Raw genomic sequence first — 19,863 nt, 5'->3', positions numbered from 1 at the left:
CTCCCACCCGTGATGGGTTAAGGCCCCCAAGAGATGATTGGGTTGATAGGCCAGACATGGAAGCGCAGTAATGTGTGTTTGAGTGGACTGGTACTAATCGGCCGAGGACTTGCCTACAAAGGTTGCTACGCACCCACTCTACGATCCTGAAACACCACACCACCCCACACACGTGGGTTGTGTGTGGGGAGACAACAGTCAGTGTGTTGTTTCGTAGTGTTTCGGTGGTGATAGCGGTAGGGGTACGCCCGGTCCCATTCCGAACCCGGAAGCTAAGCCTGCCAGCGCCGATGGTACTGCATCCGAAGGGGTGTGGGAGAGTAGGACACCGCCGAACTTACTTACAGTGGCAGGGCCCGCCGGAAGCGACTATCCCGACAGGGATGGGCGCCCGGCGGGCCCTAGCCGTATGCTCAACCAGAACTTCAACAGTGGGAGGACCCGTGTCCGACAAGAGCGGGCGCGACCGTTCGGGCCGCGACGACCGTGGCCGATCCGAGCGTTCCGGCGGCGCCGGCAGTTCCGGCAATCGTGGTCGGGGCAATCCCGGGCAGCCGGGACAACAGGGCCGAGGCCGTCCCGACGGCGCACGAGGTGGTGCCGGCGGCGGCCGATCAGGCGGCCGCGGTGACGACTCCCGTGGTGGCCGGGGCGGTTACGGACGCGGGTCCGACGACCGGCGAGGCGGCCGCAACGACGATCGGCGTGGTGACGACCGCCGCGGTGGCGGGGGTGGCTACGGCCGAGGTTCGGACGAGCGCGGACGGGGCGGCGAACGTGACGACCGGCGCCGCCAGTCCGGTGGTCGCGACGATCGCCGGGACCGGTCGCGGGACGATCGCACCCGTGACGATCGCGAGCGTGGTCGGGACGAGCGGAAGTTCGGGGACCGGAAGGCTGGCCGGGACGACCGTGGCCGCAGCGGTGGTCCGCGCGACGATCGCGGTCCCCGCGACGGCAAGGGCAGGCCCGGCGGGGACCCGCGTCGGAGGGACGACTCGCGGTCGGGGTACGGCGAGCGGCGCTCCGGCGGCGGAGACCGGACGTTCCGGGACGATCGGAAGCGCGATGACCGAACCCGCGACCAGCGAAACCGGGACGACCGTGGACGGGACGACCGCAACCGGAGTGACGGCCGCACGTTCGGCGACAACAAGCGTCGGGACGATCGCCGTCCCGACCGCGGCGGACCCCGCCCCGGTGGCAAGCCCGAAGCCGGGAAAACCGAGCGTAGCGGTCCGCGTGACGTGCCGAGGGAGCCGGACCTTCCCGACGAGGCCGAATACTCGATGCTCGACGCGGAGGCGAAGCGGGAACTCCGCGCGTTGCCGAAGGACTTCGCCGAGCGGATCGGCCGGCACCTGGTTGCTGCGGGCATGCTGCTCGACACGGACCCGGATGCGGCGCTGTCCCACGCACGCTATGCCAAGAAGCGCGCCTCGCGGTTCCCCGTCGCGCGGGAGGCGCTCGGGCTGGCCGCCTATCACACCGGCAACTGGTCCGAAGCGCTCTCGGAACTCCGGGCGGTACGGCGCATGACTCACACCGACGCGCACATTGCGGTGATCGCCGACTCCGAACGAGCGATGGGCAGGCCGGAACGGGCGATCGACATCGCCAAGGAGACCGACCTCGCGGGCCTGCCGAAGGAGACCGCCGTCGAGCTGAAGATCGTCGAGGCCGGTGCACGCCGTGACCTCGGCCAGCTCGATGCCGCGGTGGTCACGCTGCAGGGCAGCGACCTTGATCCGCAGCGCCCGCAGCCGTGGAGTGTTCGGCTGTTCTACGCCTACGCCGACAACCTCGCCGCGGCGGGACGCACTGCCGAGGCGGTGCAATGGTTCCTGCGGGCCGCCGAGGTCGACGACGACATGCAGACCGACGCCGCCGAGCGGGCCTCGGAGCTGGCGGATGAATGATGCCGCGACGCTGTTCGACGCCTGCGACGCGTTGCTGTTCGACCTGGACGGCACGGTCTATCGTGGCGGCGACCCCGTACCGGGAGCCGCCGACGCGGTCACGCGGGCGCGTGGCCGCGGCACGCCGGTCCGGTTCGTGACGAACAACGCGTCGAAAGCGCCGGACGCCGTGGTGGCGCACCTGGCGGACGTCGGTGTGCCCGCGGGCGATGACGAGGTGAGCACGAGCGCACAGGCAGGCGCGCGACTGCTCGCCGAACGGCTGCCGTCCGGATCGACGGTGCTCGTCGTCGGCACCGAGGCGCTCGCCGACCAGGTCGCCGCTGCCGGACTGAAGCCCGTGCGGACCGCCGATGACGACGTGGCCGGTGTCGTGCAGGGACATTCACCCGAAACGGCGTGGCCCGTGCTGGCCGAGGCCTGCCTGGCGATCAGGGCGGGCGCGGTGTGGGTCGCGTGCAACGAGGACACGACGCTGCCCGCGGAACGGGGCCTGCTCCCCGGCAACGGCGCCATGGTCGCCGCGCTGCGGGCCGCCACGGGGGAGGCTCCGCTCGTGGCGGGCAAACCGGAGACGCCGCTGCTGCGCCTCGCCGCGGACTCGGCCGAGAGCACGCACCCACTCGTCGTCGGGGACCGGCTCGACACCGACATCGCCGGCGCCGTCGCCGCGGGGATGGACTCGCTCGCCGTCCTGACCGGCGTGGTGACACCGGCAGGCCTGGTGACGGCCGAGCCGACCGAACGACCCCGATACATCGCCGCCGACCTCGCCGCACTGGACGAACCCGCTGCGCTCGTTGCGGTCGGACCGCAGGAGGCCTGGCACGTCGACACCGGTGGCGACGCCCTGACGGTCACGACGGCCGGAACGGGAGAGCACGCCGGACCGGTCGCGCTGCTGCGCGGCCTGTGCGACGCGGCGTGGCGCACCGGAACGACCGCGGTGCGCGCGGGCGACACCGCGGCGGAGACCGCCCTGGCCGAGCTCGGCCTCGGCTGAACGACCCGTCCCCAGCCGGACGCGTCCGTGGCCGGACCCGGCGCCGTGCGCAGGTCCTGGCGGCAACGGCCGCCCACGCCGGATCGGATAGCGTTGGGGCGTGCACGACGACAGCCCGGTGCCCGGCCCGCCGCAGGAGGCCGGCCAGCAGACGCCACCGAACCACGATGCGGCAGCGGCCCAGGACACCGACCCGAAGGCCGGTATCGACGACGCCGTCGCCGCTCTCGACGACCTCGACCAGGTTCCGGTGGCCGAACACGTCGAACGGTTCGAGGCCGTGCACACCGAGCTCACGGTGGCTCTGTCCAGCATCGACAAGGTGTGACCGTGACAGCCAGCGGCTCGGGCACACCGATGTACCGGCGGGGAAAGCGGTCGGGCCATGCCGCGTAGGGCACGGCTCGACGCCGAGCTGGTGCGACGCGGCCTCGCGCGATCCCGCGACCAGGCCAGCGCGCTGATCGGCGAAGGCAAGGTCACCGTCCGCGGCATGGTGGCGACCAAAGCGGCGACGAGCGTCGAGCCGGACGCGCCCATCGTGGTCCGCAGCGACGACGATCCCGGCTGGGCGTCGCGGGGTGCGCACAAACTGCTCGGCGCGCTCGAGGCGTTCACCCCGGACGGGCTGACCGTCGCGGGTACCCGCTGCCTGGACGCGGGAGCGTCGACCGGCGGGTTCACCGACGTACTGCTGCGGGAAGGCGCCCGCGAGGTCGTGGCCGCCGACGTCGGCCGCGGGCTCCTCGACTGGCGTCTCCGCACCGACGAACGCGTCCTGGTGCTGGACAAGACCAACGTCCGCAGTCTCACCCCCGACGACATCGGCGGTCAGGTGGACCTGGTCGTCGCGGACCTGTCGTTCATCTCGCTCAAGCTCGTTCTCGGCGCGCTCGCTGCGTGCGCGGCCGACGGCGCCGACCTACTGCCGATGGTGAAACCGCAGTTCGAGGTGGGGAAGCAGCGGCTGGGCAGCGGTGGTGTCGTACGCGACCCCGAGCTGCGCGCCGAGGCCGTGCGGGACGTGCTGGCGTCGGCGGCCGAGCACGGTCTGCATCCGCGCGGCGTAACGGCCAGCCCGCTGCCCGGGCCCTCCGGCAACGTCGAATTCTTCGCCTGGCTGCGCAAGGCCGGGCCGGACGCCGGTGCCGAACGGCCCGATCCGGAACAGCTGGTGCGCACCGCGGTCGAGAAGGGGCCGCAGTGACGGAGACGACGGTGAGGGGGCCGCAATGAGTTTCGGGCCTCGCGAAGTGCTGCTCGTGGTGCATCCGGACCGCGAGTCGACCCAGGACGCCGCGCGCGCGGTCGCCGCGCGGCTGGCCGGCGCCGGGATCGGCCTGCGCGTCGTCGACGACGAGGTGCGTCAGCTCGTCGGCCGAGCGGGGGACACGCCGTGTGTCGTGGTCGACCCGGATCACCGCCCGGCAGACGGGGCCGAACTGGTGCTCGTGCTCGGCGGTGACGGCACCCTGTTGCGGGCGGCCGAACTGGCACGCCCCGCCGGGGTCCCGGTGCTGGGCGTGAACCTGGGCCGCGTCGGATTCCTCACCGAGGCCGATTCGCACGCCCTGGCCGACACCGTCGAACGCGTCGTACGGGGTGCCTACCGCATCGAAGAGCGGATGACGATCGACGTCACGGTGACCCGCGGCGACGAGGTCGTGGCGGCGACGTGGGCGCTCAACGAGGCGAGCGTGGAGAAGTCCACCCGGGAACGCATCCTCGACGCGCTGATCGAGGTCGACGGGCGGCCGGTGTCGGCGTTCGGCTGCGACGGCGTGCTGTGCTCGACGCCGACCGGCTCGACCGCGTACGCGTTCTCGGCGGGCGGGCCGGTGGTGTGGCCGGACGTCGAGGCGTTGCTCGTGGTGCCCAGCAACGCGCACGCCATGTTCTCGCGGCCGCTCGTGGTCTCGCGCGAGTCGATCATCACGGTGAGCGTCGACCCCGACGGTTCGCCCGCGGTGCTGACCTGCGACGGACTGCGTCACATCGAACTCGACGCCGGCATGCAGGTACGAGTCGTGGCGGGCACGGTGCCCGTCCGGCTGGCACACCTGTGGGACGGGCCGTTCACCGACCGTCTCGTGCACAAGTTCTCGCTCCCGGTGAAGAGCTGGCGCGAGCGGCACGATCGCGGCGACCCGAGCTGACCGCGAGGTTCGGCGAGCCGTGCCACGGAGGCACGACACGGGGTCGCGTACCGACCTCCTGCGGGCGAGTCGTGGCACGGAACCGCTGCGTGACGCGGGCCGAGGAGCGGTATCGACAGGAGTCCGACCGGACCGCGTACGCGATGTCTCACCCGTGCATCCTCCCGGTTGTCGGTGACTGCCGATACGGTGGTGCGCGTGCTGGCCGAGATGCGAATCCAGGGCCTCGGAGTGATCGAGGACGCCCTGCTCGAACTGCACCCGGGTCTCACCGTCGTCACCGGTGAGACCGGGGCGGGCAAGACCATGGTCGTCACCGGACTGCACCTGTTGTCGGGTGGCCGTTCGGAGGCGTCGAAAGTGCGCGCGGGAGCGGCCAAGGCGACCGTCGAAGGGCGCTTCGAGGGGATCGACGCGTCGGGTGACCGTGCGCCGACGATCGTCACCGACGCGGGTGCCGACATGGACGAGGACGGCAGCGTCATCGCGCTCCGCTCGGTCGGCGCCGACGGCCGCTCGCGGGCTCACCTCGGCGGCCGGTCCGTACCGGTCGGAGTGCTCGGCGATCTGGCCGAGCAGCTGATCGCCGTCCACGGGCAGAACGACCAGCTGAAACTGCTGCGCGCGGCGCAGCAGCGCGCCGTGCTCGACCGGTTCGCCGGTGACCCCGTCACGACGCCGCTCGCCGAGTACCGGCGGATCCGGCGTGAATGGCTCGACGTGATCACCGAGCTCGAGGAGCGGTCGTCCCGGTCGCGGGAACTGGCGCAGCAGGCCGACATGCTTCGGCACGGCCTCGCCGAGATCGAATCGGTCGCCCCGGAACCCGGCGAGGACACCGAACTGACCGAGCAGGTCAAACGCCTGTCCGCGGTCGACGAGCTGCGGGAGGCTGCGTCCGCTGCGTCGGCGGCCGTCTCGGGCGCAACCGACGGCGAGCCGGACGTTCCCGGCGCGCTCGGGCTGCTCGCCGAGGCCCGGCGCAGGCTGTCCGCGGCCGACGACACGGTGCTACGGGACCTGGAACCACGCCTGGCCGAGGCCGCCACGCTGCTGTCCGACGTCGGCGCCGAGCTCACCGGCTACCTCGACGGTCTCGAAGCCGACCCGGCGCGGCTGGAGCAGATCCTGGCCAGGCAGTCGGACCTGAAGAAGCTGACCCGCAAGTACGCGGCCGACGTCGACGGCGTCCTCGCGTGGGCCGATGACGCGCGCGAACGGCTGGCGGGCCTGGACACCTCCGACGAGGCCCTGGGCGAACTCGCCGCCCGCCGGGACGAGCTGGCCGGACAGCTGGCGGCGCACGCCGAGGCGGTCAGCACGGCCCGGCGCGCCGCCGCGGCCGACCTCGCTAGCCGGATCACCACGGAGCTCGCGGGGCTGGCCATGGGGCAGGCCGAGGTCGAACTGGTCGTCGGTGCCAAGACCGCTGACGAGGCCGACCCGCACGCCCTGACCGTGGCCGGCCAGCGCGTGCACGCCGCCACCGACGGTGTCGACGAGGTGGAGCTGGTGCTGAAGGCCCACTCCGGGGCGCAGCCGATGCCGGTGCACAAGGCCGCGTCCGGCGGCGAGTTGTCGCGCGTGATGCTGGCGATCGAGGTCGTGCTGGCCCACGCGGACCCGGTGCAGACGCTCGTGTTCGACGAGGTGGACGCCGGTGTCGGGGGTCGTGCCGCGGTGGAGATCGGTAAGCGGCTCGCCACGTTGGCGCGCACCCACCAGGTGCTCGTGGTGACCCACCTGCCGCAGGTGGCGGCCTTCGCCGACCGGCATCTCGTGGTGGACAAGGGTACGGCCGAGGGCATCACGCGCAGCGGTGTGACCGTGCTGGACCCGGGACACCGCGTGGACGAGCTCGCGCGCATGCTGGCCGGCCTCGACGACAGCGAAGCCGGCCGCGCCCACGCCGAGGAGCTCATCGCCACCGCGGACACGTACAAATCGGACCCCGCACCGCGCGGCGCCGGCACGCCCGGTTCGACGTCCCGCGCCGGTGCGAAGGCCGCCGGAGCGAAGGGTGCCGCTGCGAAGGGTGCTGGTTCGGACACCACGGCGCGGCGGAAGGCCTCACCGGCCGCGTCGAGCGGCGGAAAGAAGACGTCCGGAAAGTCGGCGACCGAAAAGAAGTCGGGCGCTCGCGACCGGACGTGACCCGTCCGAAGTGGATCTCCGCCGAGGGCGGCGGGTGGCTTCGGAACCTGCCGGCTGCGGCGCGCCCGCCGACGGTGAGACCCGTTCCCGGCCGCCACGGGTGGTGTGATCCTTGGCGCGAATGACGGTGATCGTCGGCCCTCCCCGGCGCGTCGCCGCCGTTTTCGGCGAGTTCGTTTGCCAGTATCGAGCCATGAAACTCTCCGGCTTGCTCACCCGGGCCAAGGAAACGCTGCCCGGCACCAGCGGAGTGGCACGCGTCGACCGGCGCACCCGGGAGTTGTTGCGGCGGGTGGGCTCCGGGGACGTCGTCGTCATGGACGAGGTCGACATCGACCGTGCCACGGCGGATGTACTCGTCGCGGCCGAGGTGGCGGCGGTCGTGAACGCGGCACCGTCCATTTCGGGGCGCTTTCCCAACCTCGGCCCGGAGATCCTCGTCGAAGCGGGCATCCCGCTGATCGACAACGTCGGGGCCGACGTGGTGCAGCGCATCAAGGACGGCAGCAAGGTTCGCCTCCACGAAGGCACGCTGTACTCGGGGGATGAGGCGGTCGCGTCCGGCACGGTGCAGACGGCCGAGAGCGTCGCCGACGCGATGATCGAGGCCAAGGCCGGCATGTCCACCCAGCTGGAGGCGTTCTCGGCCAACACGATCGAGTTCCTCCGGCGGGAGCGCGCCCTGATCCTCGACGGCGTGGGCGTGCCCGAGTTGCGTGTGCAGCTGAAGGACCGGCACGTGCTGGTCGTGGCGCCGGGCAACGAGCACGCCGAGGACCTCAAGGCGCTGAAGAAGTACATCAACGAGCACCGGCCCGCGCTGATCGGCGTGGATGCGGCCGCCGACACGTTGCGTGAACTCGGGTACACCCCGGACGTGGTCGTGGGCGATCCCAGCGGTATCGGGGCGCAGACACTCAAGGAATGCCACGAGGTCGTGGTGCCGGCCCAGCCGGACGGCTACGCGCCGGGCGTCGAACGCATCCAGGATCTCGGAATCGGCGCGGTGACGTTCCCGGCATCGGGCAACTCGGAGGACCTGGCCCTGCTGCTTGCGGACACCCACGAGGCGGGCCTCGTGGTCACGATCGGGTTTCAGGCCACGCTGCGGGAGTTTCTCGACCACGGCCGGTCCGGGTCGAACCCGTCCACGTTCCTGACACGGCTCAAACTCGGCACGAAACTCGTCGACGGCAAGGCAGTCGCCACGTTGCACCGCAACCGCGTGTCGATGAGCGCCGTCGTACTGCTGGTGCTGGCCGCGCTGGCGGTGGTCGCAGCCGCGCTGCTCGTCTCCGACGTCGGCAGCGTGTACGCCGACTGGCTGCGGGACACCTGGAATTCGTTCGCGTCCTGGGTCAGGGGGCTGCTGTCGTGATCTCGCTGCGGTACCACATCGTTTCCATCGCCGCGGCGTTCCTCGCACTGGCGATCGGCGTCGTGCTCGGTTCGACCGCGCTGAACGGGACGCTGCTGTCCGGGCTCTCGGACGAGCGTGGAGAGCTCGCGGCCAAGGTCAGTGACCTCGAATCGCAGCGCAACGCGTTGGAGGCACAGCTCGCGGACGCGGACGAGTTCACCGGGTCGATCGGCGGCAGCGTCGTCGACGGGCAGCTCGACAAGCGGTCGGTCGTGTTCATCACCACGCCGGACGCGCGTTCGGCCGACCGGGACGCGCTGACCGAGCGGGTCGAGCAGGCAGGTGCCGAGGTCACCGGTGAGGTGCAGCTGACGGAAGCGTTCACCGATCCCGGCCAGTCCGACCAGCTCCGTGAGATCGCCACGCAGTTGCAGCCGTCGGGGGCGAAGTTCCCGACGGCGGGGGACCCGGGCACCCTCGCCGGGGCGCTCGCAGGCTCGGTGCTGTTGCTCGACGGCAAGAACGCGAAGCCACAGGCGTCCGGTGACGAACGGCAGGCCGCGCTGTCCGGGCTGACCGAGAGCGGGTTCGTCAATCCGAGCGAGGATTCGGTGAAACCGGCTCAGCTGGCGATCGTGTTGACCGGCGGTGAGGCCACGGGCGAGGGCGCGGGCAACAAGGCCGCGACGATGGCGCGGTTCGCCGCCCAGCTCGACCGTTCCGGTGCGGGTGCCGTGCTGGCCGGCAAAGAGGGTTCCGCGGGTGGCAGCGGTGCCGTGGGCGTGGCCAGGGCGGACACGGCGACGACGTCCGTGTTGACCACAGTGGACAACGTCGGTTCGCATTCCGGCCGGATCGCCACCGTGCTGGCGTTGCGCGAGCAGCTCGAGGGGGACGCCGGCCGCTACGGCACGGCCGGCAACGCCGAGGCTCCCGCACCGGGGGTGGACCGGGAGAACCGCTGACGCCCCGACATCGTGCGGTCCCCTCTGACATCGTGCGGTCCCATCGCGCGGTCCGGAGCCGTAGGCGCAACCCCGGTCGGAACCCGATCCGGTGAGCCGCGCCGTGCCGTTCCGGTGCCGCGTTCCGGTGGTGCGTCAGGCGCCGCCGAGCATCGCGTGCCACGCGTCCACGAAGCCGGGGAACGTCTTGCCGACCGTGGCGGGGTTCTCCACCTCGACGCCGGGCACGCGCAGGCCCAGGACCGCACCCGCCATGACGAGCCGGTGGTCGTCGTAGGTGTGGAACGTGCCCGCGTGCAGCGGTGCCGGGTTGATGACAAGCCCGTCCGCCGTCTCGGTGACGTCGCCGCCGAGGGCGGTCAGCTCGGTCGCGAGCGCGGCCAGCCGGTCGGTCTCGTGGCCCCGCAGGTGCGCCACACCCGAGATACGCGAGGGGCCGTCGGCGAAACACAACATCGCCGCGACCACCGGTGTCAGCTCCCCGACCTCGTGTAGGTCCAGGTGCCGTCCGGCCAGCCGGCCGTCGCCGGTCACGCGGAGCAGGTCGGAGCCGTCGGCGCCGCGCTCGAACGTGGCCTCACCGCCGAGTTCGGCGACCAGGCTGCGCAGCCAGTCACCCGGCTGGGTGGTTTCTCGCGGCCAGCCCGCGATCCGCACGGTCCCGCCGGCCACCAGAGGAGCCGCGACGAACGGCGCCGCCGTCGACAGGTCCGGCTCGACGGTGTAGTCGGCGAGCGTCAGCGTGGCGGGCGGCACGTGCACCTCGCGGCCCTGCCGCTCCGGGGTCGCGCCGAACCGACGGAGCATGTCGAGGGTCATGGCGATGTGCGGCTCGCTGGGCACCTCGCCGAGTAGACGTACCGTCACCCCGCGGTCGAACGCGGGGGCGGCCAGCAGCAGGGCCGACAGGAACTGACTGGAGGCCGACGAGTCCAGGTCGACCTCGCCACCGGGCAGGCCGCCGTGGCCGCGGACGGTGAACGGGGGAGCACCCGGCTCTCCGGAACCGTCCTCGATGTCGGCCCCGAGCTCGCGCAGTGCACCCAGCAGCGGCGACAGTGGCCTGCGCCGAATCGCGGGGTCACCGTCGAACCGGACGGTCCGCTCGCCCAGCGCCGCGAGGGCAGGGGTGAACCGGGCCACCGTGCCCGCGTTGCCCAGCGCCACGTCGGCCGCACCGCTACCGGACGTGAGCGGACGGATACGCACCCCGTCGGCGGTGTGCTCGGCCGACGCGCCGAGCTCGCGCAGCGCACCGAGCATCAGGCGGGCGTCCCGCGAATCGAGCGGTTCGCGCACCAGCGTCCTCGCGGTCGACAGGGCCGCGAGGACGTACGCCCGGTTGGTGATGGACTTCGACCCGGGTACACGCACCGTGGCGTAGAGGGCGGTGTCGTCCGCCGCGGCGGGCGCGTGCGGCGCCGTCGGTGCGGTCCAGGAAGGGCCGGTGGACTCGGGGTCGTCGGTGGACACGGAGCCACTGTCGCATGTGCGGCGGCATGCGGCGCGCGTGAGGCGCCTGCGCACGAATCCGGCAACGTGAGTTAAGGTGGAAGCCCGTGGGACTTCAGCCGCGGACAACCAAGTACGTCTTCGTCACCGGAGGCGTCGCCTCCTCGCTCGGTAAGGGGCTTACCGCCTCCAGCCTGGGCCAGCTTCTCACCGCTCGTGGACTCCGCGTCACGATGCAGAAGCTGGATCCGTATCTCAACGTCGACCCGGGCACCATGAACCCGTTCCAGCACGGTGAGGTGTTCGTCACCGACGACGGCGCCGAGACCGATCTGGACATCGGGCACTACGAACGCTTCCTCGACCGTGACCTCACCGGTTCGGCCAATGTGACCACCGGCCAGGTGTACTCGTCCGTGATCGCCAAGGAGCGCCGGGGCGAGTACCTGGGCGACACGGTGCAGGTCATTCCGCACATCACGGACGAGATCAAGGCGCGCATCATGGCCGTCGCCGACGGCGACGGCAGTGGCAAACGGCCCGATGTCGTGATCACCGAGGTCGGCGGCACCGTGGGCGACATCGAGTCGCTGCCGTTCCTCGAGGCGTGTCGCCAGGTGCGCCACGACGTCGGCCGGGACAACTGCTTCTTCCTGCACGTCTCGCTCGTGCCGTACCTGGCACCGTCCGGCGAGCTCAAGACGAAGCCGACCCAGCACTCGGTGGCCGCGCTGCGCAACATCGGTATCCAGCCGGACGCACTGGTGTGCCGCGCCGACCGTGAGCTCTCCGAAGAGGTCAAGAACAAGATCGGCTTGATGTCCGATGTGGACAGCGAGGCCGTCATCGCCTGCCCGGACGCGCCGTCCATCTACGACATCCCGAAGGTTCTGCACGCGGAGGCGCTCGACGCCTACGTGGTGCGCAGGCTCGGGCTGCCGTTCCGCGATGTCGACTGGACCGTGTGGGGCGACCTGCTCGAACGCGTGCACAACCCGAGCGAGACGGTGCGGATCGCGCTGGTCGGCAAGTACATCGACCTGCCGGACGCCTATCTGTCGGTGACCGAGGCGCTGCGCGCGGGCGGCTTCGCCCACCACGCCAAGGTGAAGATCGTATGGGTGGCCTCGGACGACCTGCTGACCGAGTCCGGCGCGGCCGCTGCGCTGTCCGATGTGGATGGCGTGCTGATTCCCGGCGGATTCGGCATCCGCGGTATCGAGGGCAAGATCGGCGCGATCAAGTTCGCCCGTGAGCGCAAGATCCCGGTGCTGGGGCTGTGCCTGGGGCTGCAGTGCATGGTCGTGGAGGCGGCTCGCAACCTCGCCGGGATCGACGGCGCCGACTCGGCCGAGTTCGACCAGGCGACCGCCCACCCGGTGATCTCCACGATGGCCGATCAGAAGCAGGTCGTCGCGGGGGAGAAGGACATGGGCGGCACGATGCGGCTCGGTGCCTACCCGGCGACGCTGCAGGCCGGTTCGCAGGTCGCGGCCGCCTACGGCGAGACGGAGATCTCCGAGCGGCACCGCCACCGCTACGAGGTCAACAACGCCTACCGCGACCGGCTGGCGAAGGCGGGCCTGGTGTTCTCCGGCACCTCGCCCGACGACCGGCTCGTCGAGTTCGTGGAGCTGCCCGCCGAGGACCACCCGTTCTTCGTCGCCACGCAGGCGCACCCCGAACTCAAGAGCAGGCCTACCCGCCCGCACCCGCTGTTCAGTGCGTTCGTCCGGGCGGCGGTCGAGTACCACACGGCCGAGCGGCTGCCCGTCGAGCTGCCGGAATCGGCGGGTACGCGGTGACGGAACCGGGAACGCACGCATTCGATGTGGTGTCCACGCAGGACATCCACATCGGACGCGTCGTGGGACTGCGGGTCGACGAGGTGTCGATGCCGGGCGGTCGGACGGCACGGCGCGAGGTGGTCGAACACCTCGGGGCCGTGGCCGTCTGCGCCGTCGACGACGACGGCTGCGTGACGCTCATCCACCAGTACCGCCATCCGGTGCAGGACCGGCTGTGGGAACTGCCCGCGGGCCTGCTGGACGTCGACGGTGAGGATCCGGTGGACACCGCGGCACGCGAGCTCGTCGAGGAGGCCGGACTGGCCGCCGCGCGGTGGGACACGCTCGTCGAGGTCGCGGCGTCCCCTGGCTTCACCGACGAGGTGGTGCGCGTCTACCTGGCGCGCGAGCTGACGCCGGTGCCGCGGCAGGCCCACGGGGACGAGGAGGCGGATCTGACGATCACGACCGTCCCCCTGGACGATGCGGTCGGCATGGTGCTGGCTGGCGAGATCGTCAACGGGGCGAGCGTCGGGGGAATCCTCGCGGCGCACGCCGTCATCACCGGGCAGCGCTCCCCGCGTGGGCCGCACGCCCCGTGGCGGCACCGGCCGATGACGTTCGCCGAACGGCTTCGCGACGACTGACGCCCGGCCGCGGGGCCGGCGGCCGGCGTCGAGATCAGTCGCGGAGCCGGCGGCCGTTGCCGTCGACCCCGCCCTTGGCCAGTAGCACGATCCCGTCGATGAACGGCCAGATCGCGCCCAGGCCGAGCGTCAGCAGCGTCACGAACAACTGGGCGAGCGCCAAGCCGGTGTGTCCCGTGTAGAACCTGCCGATGCCGAACGGCAGCAGGATCTGCAGCACTCCGGCGGCTATTCTCGACTTGTCGGACGGAGGCAGCACATCGGCCGTACGGCCCGCGGTGGGCACCGAACCGGGGTGGTGCGTCGTCGGCGGGAGCGACGCCTGCGGAGGCCGGAGGAAGGTCGGGTGCGGCGCGGGAAGGTCGTCGAACAGTCCGCCCAGATCAGCACGCGTCCGTGCCGCGGCGGCCGCGGCCACGCGGTCCTCGTACTCGTCCATCGACAGCCTGCCGGAGCTGAAGTGGTCGGCGAGCACGCGGGAGGCTTCCTCCCGTTCGGTGTGTCCGACGCGGAGCTCGTTCGGATCCTGCGTCATGGGCTCGACGCTACCGTTTCGACGCCGGTTCGGCGCGCTTCGTCGGCCAGCCCGGCTCGCCCCGCGAACGAGGGGGAACAGGCCCGGGTGAATGTGCCTGCCGACGGGGCCGATCCGTCTAGAGTGTCCGCGTGACACGCTCGCGAGGCTCCGTCGAACACGTCGTGGCGACCTATCTCGACCACCTCGCGGTGGAGCGCGGCACGTCGAAGAACACGCTCGACGGGTACGCCCGTGATCTGCGCCGCTACGTCGAGTTCCTGCAGCGCAACGGCATCACCGACCCGGCGGCAGTGGAGGCCGCGCACGTCGCCGAGTTCGGCGCCGTGTTGCGGGAGGGCGATGACGAGCACCGGCCGCTGGCGGCGTCGTCGGCGGCCCGGGCGCTGGTGGCGGTGCGCGGGTTGCACAAGTTCGCCAGTGCGGACGGCATCACCACCCACGACCCCGCCCGCGACGTGCATCCCCCCGCGCCCGCGCGGCGGTTGCCGAAGGCGCTGCCGGTCGACGACGTGTTGCGCCTGCTCGCCACTCCCGCGCCGGACGGGGAACGCCCGTTGCGGGACCGTGCCCTGCTGGAACTGCTGTATTCGACCGGCGCCCGCATTTCCGAGGCGGTCGGTCTCGACGTCGACGACATCGACACCGGCGAGCGCACCGTGCTGCTCGACGGCAAGGGCGGCAGACAGCGGCTCGTGCCGATCGGCAGGCCCGCGCTGGAAGCGCTCGACGCCTATCTCGTCCGTGCGCGCCCGGTGCTGGCCAAGTCGGGGCGTGGCACGGCCGCGGTGTTCCTCAACGCGCGCGGCGGCAGGCTGTCGCGGCAGAGCGCGTGGCACGTGCTCAAGACCGCCGCGGAGCGGGCGGGGCTCAGCGCGACCGTGTCACCGCACACGCTGCGGCACTCGTTCGCCACCCACCTCATCGAAGGCGGTGCCGACGTGCGGGTGGTGCAGGAACTGCTCGGGCACGCCTCGGTGTCCACCACGCAGGTCTACACCCTCGTCACCGTGACCACGTTGCGCGAGGTGTACGCGACCGCCCACCCGCGCGCACTCCGCTGACCGCGCCGGCGTCGCTCGCAACCACCGGTGCCGGTCGCACCCGTCCCGCGTTGCCGGTGCCACGCGGCACGCCTCTGCTCCTCGGCGTGTCCGGTCGCCGCCGAGCCGGGCGGGTCGGCGACAATCGGCTCGACGTGCGGCGAGCCTCTTTGCCGCTATGTCTACACCGCGAATAGGCTGACGGCGTTCTTGCCCCAAGGAGGAGCTTCCGCCCTATGTCGACCTCCCAGCAGCCGCGATCCGAGTCCGGCGACACGACCGCCGGGGGCAGCGGTACGACCGCAGGCGCCACGTCCGAACCCGCGGCCGGCCCCGGTTACTCCGGTGCGGCCGCGGCCGAAACGGCACCCGCCGCTGCCGGCGAGGACCAGACCGGTGGTGAGCAGGCCGAGGAGGTCAAGCTCGGCCCGACCGGCAGGCCGCTGCGGGAGATCCCCGAACCCCCGGAGTTGCACACGCACGGCCCGGCGACGGTGCTGGCGATGTGTAACCAAAAGGGTGGCGTGGGCAAGACCACGTCGACGATCAACCTCGGCGCCGCGCTCGCCGAGTACGGCAGGCGCGTGCTGCTCGTCGACTTCGATCCGCAGGGCGCCCTGTCGGTCGGTCTCGGTGTGCAGCCGCACGAGCTCGAGCAGAGCGTCTACAACGTGATCATGGAGCGGTCGCTGCCTGTCGACAGCGTCATCCGGAACACGAAGCTCGAGGGCATCGACCTGCTGCCGAGCAACATCGACCTGTCGGCGGCCGAGGTGCAGCTGGTCGCCGAGGTCGGGCGTGAGCACACGCTACTGAGGGTGCTGCATCCGGTGATGAAGCAGTACGACTATGTTCTTGTCGACTGCCAGCCGTCGCTGGGACTGCTCACCGTCAATGCGCTCACCGCGTCCGACGGCGTGATCATCCCGCTGGAGTGCGAGTTCTTCAGTCTGCGGGGCGTGGCGTTGCTGATCGACACCATCGATAAGGTGCGCGAGCGGCTCAACCCCAAACTGGACATCACCGGCATTCTCGCCACGATGTTCGACCCGAGGACGTTGCATTCGAAGGAGGTCATGGCGCGCGTGGTGGAGGCATTCGGCGACACCGTGTTCGACACGGTGATCAACCGCACCGTGCGGTTCCCGGAGACCACTGTGGCCGGTGAACCGATCACCAAGTGGGCTCCGCGCTCGGCCGGCGCAGCGGCATACCGACAGTTGGCACGTGAGGTGATCGGCCGGTGAGCAGGCGAGCATCCCTGCCCGGCGCGTCGGAACTGTTCCGCCGCACCAGCAACCCCGTGTTCGGGGACGGAGCTGTGACGCCCGCGGCCCCGCCCGCGCCCGCCTCGGCTCCGGAAGCCGAATCGGTCGAGGCGACGGCGGCCGACACCGCGGCACCGGCGGCCGAGACGCCGGCACGAGCGGCCGACGAACAGGCCCCCGCGGCCGACAGCGACGCGGCCCGGAAGCCTGCGGCCTCGGAGAAGCCGCCGTCGACGACGTCGGGGTCGGCCGGCCTGGCGAAGGCCGGTGCCGGGCGTCGCGGCTCGGGCAGGCAGAAGCACGACGCGAAGATCACCGTGTATCTGTCCGGCGACGAGCTGGTCGCGATGGAACAGGCCCGGCTGGCCCTGCGTGCCTCGCACGACCTGGCGGTCGACCGTGGGCGCATCGTGCGTGAGGCGGTTGCCGTGCTGCTGGCCGACTTCGAGGCCCGCGGCGAGGACTCGGTGCTGGTGACGCGGCTGCGTGACGGCGACCTCGACGATCAGGAAGCCGCGAACTGATGAACCACGGGGCACAGCCCCAGCCTGACGCCGACGACACACCGGCCGACCCGGGAACGCCCGCGGCCGCTCCTGCCACCGGCGATGCGTCGGATCCCGGCACGGAACCCGACGCATCGACCGGTGGCAGCGACAGCACCGCCGGCACCGACGGCGAGGCCCGGCAGGCTGCAGACGGTGGCTCCGGTGCGGCCGCCGGTGCCGGTGACGCGGACCCCGGTGCCGCGGGTTCCGGGGACGCCGCGAACACGGGGGACACCGCGAATACCGGGGACGCAGCGAACACCGGGGACACGGAGTCCTCGGACGGTACGCCGCGGTTCCAGGTGCGACTGGCGAACTTCGAAGGTCCGTTCGACCTGCTGCTGCAGCTGATCTCGCAGCATCAGCTGGACGTCACCGAGGTCGCGCTGCACCAGGTCACCGACGACTTCATCGCCCACACAAGGTCACTCGGCCAGGAATGGGACCTGGACGAGACCACCGAGTTCCTCGTCGTCGCGGCGACGTTGCTCGACCTGAAGGCCGCGCGGCTGCTGCCGTCGGCGGAGGTCGAGGACGAGGACGACCTGGCGTTGCTGGAGGCGCGCGACCTGCTGTTCGCGCGCGTGTTGCAATACCGCGCCTACAAGCAGGTCGCGGCACTGTTCGGCGAGCTCGAGGCGGGCGCGCTCCGGCGTTACCCGCGGTCGGTCAGCCTGGAGGAACGGTATCTCGGCCTGCTGCCCGAGGTGATGCTCGGCGTCACCCCGGACAGGTTCGCCGACGTCGCGCTCGGGGTGTTCCGGCCCAAACCCGCGCCCGAGGTGTCGCTCGACCACCTGCACATGGGCAAGGTGTCGGTGCGCGAACATGCGGCCGTGCTGCGGATCCGGCTGGCCGAGCAGGGCGAGGGAACGTTCCGTGACCTCGTTGCCGACTGCGAACACACGCTCGAGGTGGTCGCGCGGTTCCTGGCACTGCTCGAGCTCTACCGGGAGAAGTCCGTGAACCTCGAGCAGGAGGAGGCGCTGGGCGAGCTGCACGTGCGCTGGACGGGCGGTTCGGTCGAGGAGGCCACGGCGCGGGCCGAAGCCGACCGGGCAGCCGATACGGACGACGAGGAGTACGGGTGAGCGAGCCACACGACACCGATGCGAGGCCCGGAGCCGACCCCGGCGCCGAAGCCGCCGCAGACACCGTCACCACCGACACCGACACCGACACCGACACCGACACCGCCGACGCCGGGACACCGGGCACCACGGAGACTGCTGCAGCCGAGTCCGGCGGCACGAACGGCCGTGCGGTCCCGGTCGGGCACGGCGACGACGAGGGGAACGGGCACACCGGGAGCGACGAGCGCCACGACGGATCCGTCGTCGGTGACCCCGCCGCCGGTGACCCCGCCGCCGGTGACTCCTCCGACAGCGCAGCGGCCGACGGTGATGCCGACACCGACACCGCGATCGACACCGACACCGAGGACGACACCGACACCGAGGACGTCGCGGCGGACGTCGCGGATCGCTCTGGGGACGCCGGCGCCGGGGAACCCGGCCGTGACCGCGATACCGACCGCGGTGACCGCGACGACGGCGGCGATGGCCTCCCCGACGAGGGTGGCCCTGTCGACCTCGACCGCGATGCCGACGACAGCGGCGAGGACACGAGCCTGACGACGGTGGCGCAGGACCGGACGCTGCCGGACGTGTCCGACTACGACACGCTGGTGTCGGCGCTCGAGTCGATGCTGCTCGTCGTCGACGTGCCGGTGACCGAGGAAACGCTGGCCGGTGCGCTGGAACAGCCGGTCGACCGGGTCACCGAGACGTTGCGCACGATGGCCGAGGACTACACCGACCGCGGCAGCGGGTTCGACCTGCGCCGGTCGGCCGAGGGCTGGCGGTTCTACACCCGCGACACGTACGCCCCGTTCGTGGAGAAGCTGCTGCTCGACGGCCAGCGGTCGAAGCTCACGCGCGCCGCGCTCGAAACGCTCGCGGTCATCGCGTACCGGCAGCCGGTCACGCGCTCGAGGGTCGCGGCGGTACGCGGTGTGAACGTCGACGGCGTGATCCGTACGCTCGTACAGCGCGGTCTGATCGAGGAGAGCGGCGCCGACGGCGAGTCCGGCGGCACGCTGTACGTGACGACCGAGTTGTTCCTGGAGCGGTTGGGCCTGGAGTCGCTGAACGACCTGCCGCCCATCGCACCCTTGCTACCCGAGGTGGATTCGATCGATGACATCTAGCAACCCCGAAGGGGTTCGCCTGCAGAAAGTGCTCGCCCAGGCAGGCGTCGCGTCGCGGCGCGCGTCCGAGGAGCTGATCGCGCAGGGCCGGGTGAGCGTCGACGGCGAGACCGTGCGGGAACTCGGCAAGCGGGTGGACCCGGACACCGCGGTGATCCACGTGGACGGCGAACGCCTGATCGTGGACGACACGCTGGTCTACCTCGCGCTGAACAAGCCGAAAGGCGTCCACAGCACGATGTCCGACGAGGAGGGCAGGCTGTGCGTGGGCGACTACGTGCGGAACCGCAGGGAACGCCTGTTCCACGTCGGCAGGCTCGACGCCGAGACCGAGGGCCTGCTGCTGCTGACCAACGACGGTGATCTGGCGAACAAGCTGATGCACCCGTCGTTCCACGTGCCCAAGACGTACCTGGCCGAGGTCGACGGTGCCGTTCCGCGAGGGCTCGGCAAACGGCTTCGCAGCGGGATCGAGCTCGACGACGGGCCGGTGCGCGTGGACGAGTTCCGGGTCAAGGACGTCCAGGCCGGGCGAACGCTGGTGGAGCTCGTGCTGCACGAGGGCCGGAAGCACGTCGTGCGCCGGCTGCTGCGCGAGGTCGGCCACCCGGTCCGGAAGCTGGTCCGCACCGCGGTGGGCGGCGTGCAGCTGGGGCAGACCAAGCCGGGCGCGATCCGCAAGCTGAACCGCAAGGAGATCGGCTCGCTCTACAAGGCCGTCGGGTCGTAACGCCCGCTCGGTCACGAGCGGCTTCCGCGTGACGGCCCGGCCGGTCACGCCCGCCGCAGCGCACTCGGCTCGGACGCGGCCCCGCAC

The 19,863-nt window shown here is 71.4% G+C and carries 18 protein-coding genes and 2 rRNA genes; 18 read left to right on the top strand and 2 right to left on the bottom strand.

Annotation, left to right across the window (positions count from 1 at the left end; all coding sequences use genetic code 11):
• The 10 genes from LY40_RS01295 to LY40_RS01250 all read left to right on the top strand — a co-directional run.
• Window positions 1-117: ribosomal RNA gene (locus LY40_RS01295) — 23S ribosomal RNA — on the top strand; the annotation flags it as partial.
• Between the two features lie 103 nt (window positions 118-220).
• Window positions 221-337 (top strand): 5S ribosomal RNA (rrf, locus tag LY40_RS01290).
• A 910-nt stretch (window positions 338-1,247) separates the two neighbouring features.
• On the top strand, window positions 1,248-1,919 hold the full coding sequence (locus LY40_RS01285; RefSeq protein ID WP_258935664.1) for a tetratricopeptide repeat protein: 672 nt from the start codon (window positions 1,248-1,250) through the stop codon (window positions 1,917-1,919).
• A complete protein-coding gene (locus LY40_RS01280; protein ID WP_258935663.1) occupies window positions 1,912-2,922 on the top strand; it encodes an HAD-IIA family hydrolase in 1,011 nt (336 codons plus the stop codon). Before LY40_RS01285 ends, LY40_RS01280 begins: the two co-directional genes overlap by 8 nt.
• 118 nt (window positions 2,923-3,040) lie before the next feature.
• Window positions 3,041-3,250: a hypothetical protein gene (locus tag LY40_RS01275; RefSeq protein ID WP_308216714.1), complete on the top strand. Its 210-nt coding sequence runs from the start codon at window positions 3,041-3,043 to the stop codon at window positions 3,248-3,250.
• Between the two features lie 57 nt (window positions 3,251-3,307).
• Window positions 3,308-4,129 carry a TlyA family RNA methyltransferase gene (locus tag LY40_RS01270; RefSeq protein ID WP_258935662.1) on the top strand — a complete coding sequence of 274 codons (822 nt, stop codon included), beginning with the start codon at window positions 3,308-3,310 and terminating at the stop codon, window positions 4,127-4,129.
• A gap of 25 nt (window positions 4,130-4,154) precedes the next feature.
• Window positions 4,155-5,078 (top strand): NAD kinase, encoded by a 924-nt coding sequence (locus LY40_RS01265; RefSeq protein ID WP_183786551.1) that lies wholly within the window; start codon window positions 4,155-4,157, stop codon window positions 5,076-5,078.
• Window positions 5,079-5,276: 198 nt separating this feature from the next.
• Entirely contained in the window at window positions 5,277-7,232 is a 1,956-nt protein-coding gene (gene recN, locus LY40_RS01260) for a DNA repair protein RecN (protein ID WP_258935675.1), read from the top strand.
• Window positions 7,233-7,425: 193 nt separating this feature from the next.
• Window positions 7,426-8,610: a putative cytokinetic ring protein SteA gene (gene steA, locus LY40_RS01255; protein WP_183786550.1), complete on the top strand. Its 1,185-nt coding sequence runs from the start codon at window positions 7,426-7,428 to the stop codon at window positions 8,608-8,610.
• The gene (locus LY40_RS01250) at window positions 8,607-9,557 is read left to right on the top strand and encodes a copper transporter (protein ID WP_258935661.1); all 951 of its coding nucleotides are present in this window, start codon (window positions 8,607-8,609) and stop codon (window positions 9,555-9,557) included. The genes steA and LY40_RS01250 overlap by 4 nt, the downstream gene beginning before the upstream one ends.
• Window positions 9,558-9,692: 135 nt before the next feature.
• On the opposite strand, the gene aroA is transcribed toward LY40_RS01250, so the two are convergent.
• Complete coding sequence (aroA, locus tag LY40_RS01245) at window positions 9,693-11,030, bottom strand: 3-phosphoshikimate 1-carboxyvinyltransferase (protein WP_258935660.1); 1,338 nt, start codon at window positions 11,028-11,030, stop codon at window positions 9,693-9,695.
• Window positions 11,031-11,116: 86 nt separating this feature from the next.
• Between aroA and pyrG the strand changes: the two genes are divergently transcribed.
• On the top strand, window positions 11,117-12,814 hold the full coding sequence (pyrG, locus tag LY40_RS01240) for a CTP synthase (protein ID WP_183786547.1): 1,698 nt from the start codon (window positions 11,117-11,119) through the stop codon (window positions 12,812-12,814).
• The gene (locus tag LY40_RS01235; protein ID WP_258935659.1) at window positions 12,811-13,443 is read left to right on the top strand and encodes an NUDIX domain-containing protein; all 633 of its coding nucleotides are present in this window, start codon (window positions 12,811-12,813) and stop codon (window positions 13,441-13,443) included. Before pyrG ends, LY40_RS01235 begins: the two co-directional genes overlap by 4 nt.
• Window positions 13,444-13,477: 34 nt before the next feature.
• Here the strand turns inward: LY40_RS01235 and LY40_RS01230 are convergent, their stop codons facing one another.
• Window positions 13,478-13,978: a DUF1707 domain-containing protein gene (locus LY40_RS01230; protein WP_258935658.1), complete on the bottom strand. Its 501-nt coding sequence runs from the start codon at window positions 13,976-13,978 to the stop codon at window positions 13,478-13,480.
• 131 nt (window positions 13,979-14,109) lie between these two features.
• Here LY40_RS01230 and xerD point away from each other — a divergent pair, with 131 nt between their 5' ends.
• The 6 genes from xerD to LY40_RS01200 all read left to right on the top strand — a co-directional run bounded on the left by xerD (window position 14,110) and on the right by LY40_RS01200 (window position 19,776).
• Window positions 14,110-15,042: a site-specific tyrosine recombinase XerD gene (gene xerD / locus LY40_RS01225; RefSeq protein WP_258935657.1), complete on the top strand. Its 933-nt coding sequence runs from the start codon at window positions 14,110-14,112 to the stop codon at window positions 15,040-15,042.
• 215 nt (window positions 15,043-15,257) lie between these two features.
• On the top strand, window positions 15,258-16,268 hold the full coding sequence (locus LY40_RS01220; RefSeq protein WP_183786543.1) for a ParA family protein: 1,011 nt from the start codon (window positions 15,258-15,260) through the stop codon (window positions 16,266-16,268).
• On the top strand, window positions 16,265-16,813 hold the full coding sequence (locus LY40_RS01215) for a cobyrinic acid a,c-diamide synthase (RefSeq protein ID WP_258935656.1): 549 nt from the start codon (window positions 16,265-16,267) through the stop codon (window positions 16,811-16,813). Before LY40_RS01220 ends, LY40_RS01215 begins: the two co-directional genes overlap by 4 nt.
• Window positions 16,813-17,928 carry a segregation and condensation protein A gene (locus LY40_RS01210; protein ID WP_258935655.1) on the top strand — a complete coding sequence of 372 codons (1,116 nt, stop codon included), beginning with the start codon at window positions 16,813-16,815 and terminating at the stop codon, window positions 17,926-17,928. The genes LY40_RS01215 and LY40_RS01210 overlap by 1 nt, the downstream gene beginning before the upstream one ends.
• A 332-nt stretch (window positions 17,929-18,260) precedes the next feature.
• Complete coding sequence (gene scpB, locus LY40_RS01205) at window positions 18,261-19,046, top strand: SMC-Scp complex subunit ScpB (protein ID WP_258935674.1); 786 nt, start codon at window positions 18,261-18,263, stop codon at window positions 19,044-19,046.
• On the top strand, window positions 19,036-19,776 hold the full coding sequence (locus LY40_RS01200) for a pseudouridine synthase (protein WP_183786541.1): 741 nt from the start codon (window positions 19,036-19,038) through the stop codon (window positions 19,774-19,776). The genes scpB and LY40_RS01200 overlap by 11 nt, the downstream gene beginning before the upstream one ends.
• The last annotated feature ends 87 nt before the right edge of the window (window positions 19,777-19,863 follow it).

Origin of the sequence: Prauserella salsuginis (genome assembly GCF_024648885.1) — a bacterium.
GTDB classification, from domain to species: domain Bacteria; phylum Actinomycetota; class Actinomycetes; order Mycobacteriales; family Pseudonocardiaceae; genus Prauserella; species Prauserella salsuginis.
This window is presented reverse-complemented; position numbering and strand designations above follow the sequence as displayed.

Coding starts and splice junctions, on each gene's coding strand:
- LY40_RS01280 (WP_258935663.1), top strand. CDS start 1,912: ATGAATGATGCCGCGACGCTGTTCGACGCCTGCGACGCGTTGCTGTTC.
- LY40_RS01270 (WP_258935662.1), top strand. CDS start 3,308: ATGCCGCGTAGGGCACGGCTCGACGCCGAGCTGGTGCGACGCGGCCTC.
- LY40_RS01265 (WP_183786551.1), top strand. CDS start 4,155: ATGAGTTTCGGGCCTCGCGAAGTGCTGCTCGTGGTGCATCCGGACCGC.
- steA (WP_183786550.1), top strand. CDS start 7,426: ATGAAACTCTCCGGCTTGCTCACCCGGGCCAAGGAAACGCTGCCCGGC.
- LY40_RS01230 (WP_258935658.1), bottom strand. CDS start 13,978: ATGACGCAGGATCCGAACGAGCTCCGCGTCGGACACACCGAACGGGAG.
- LY40_RS01220 (WP_183786543.1), top strand. CDS start 15,258: ATGTCGACCTCCCAGCAGCCGCGATCCGAGTCCGGCGACACGACCGCC.
- LY40_RS01210 (WP_258935655.1), top strand. CDS start 16,813: ATGAACCACGGGGCACAGCCCCAGCCTGACGCCGACGACACACCGGCC.
- LY40_RS01200 (WP_183786541.1), top strand. CDS start 19,036: ATGACATCTAGCAACCCCGAAGGGGTTCGCCTGCAGAAAGTGCTCGCC.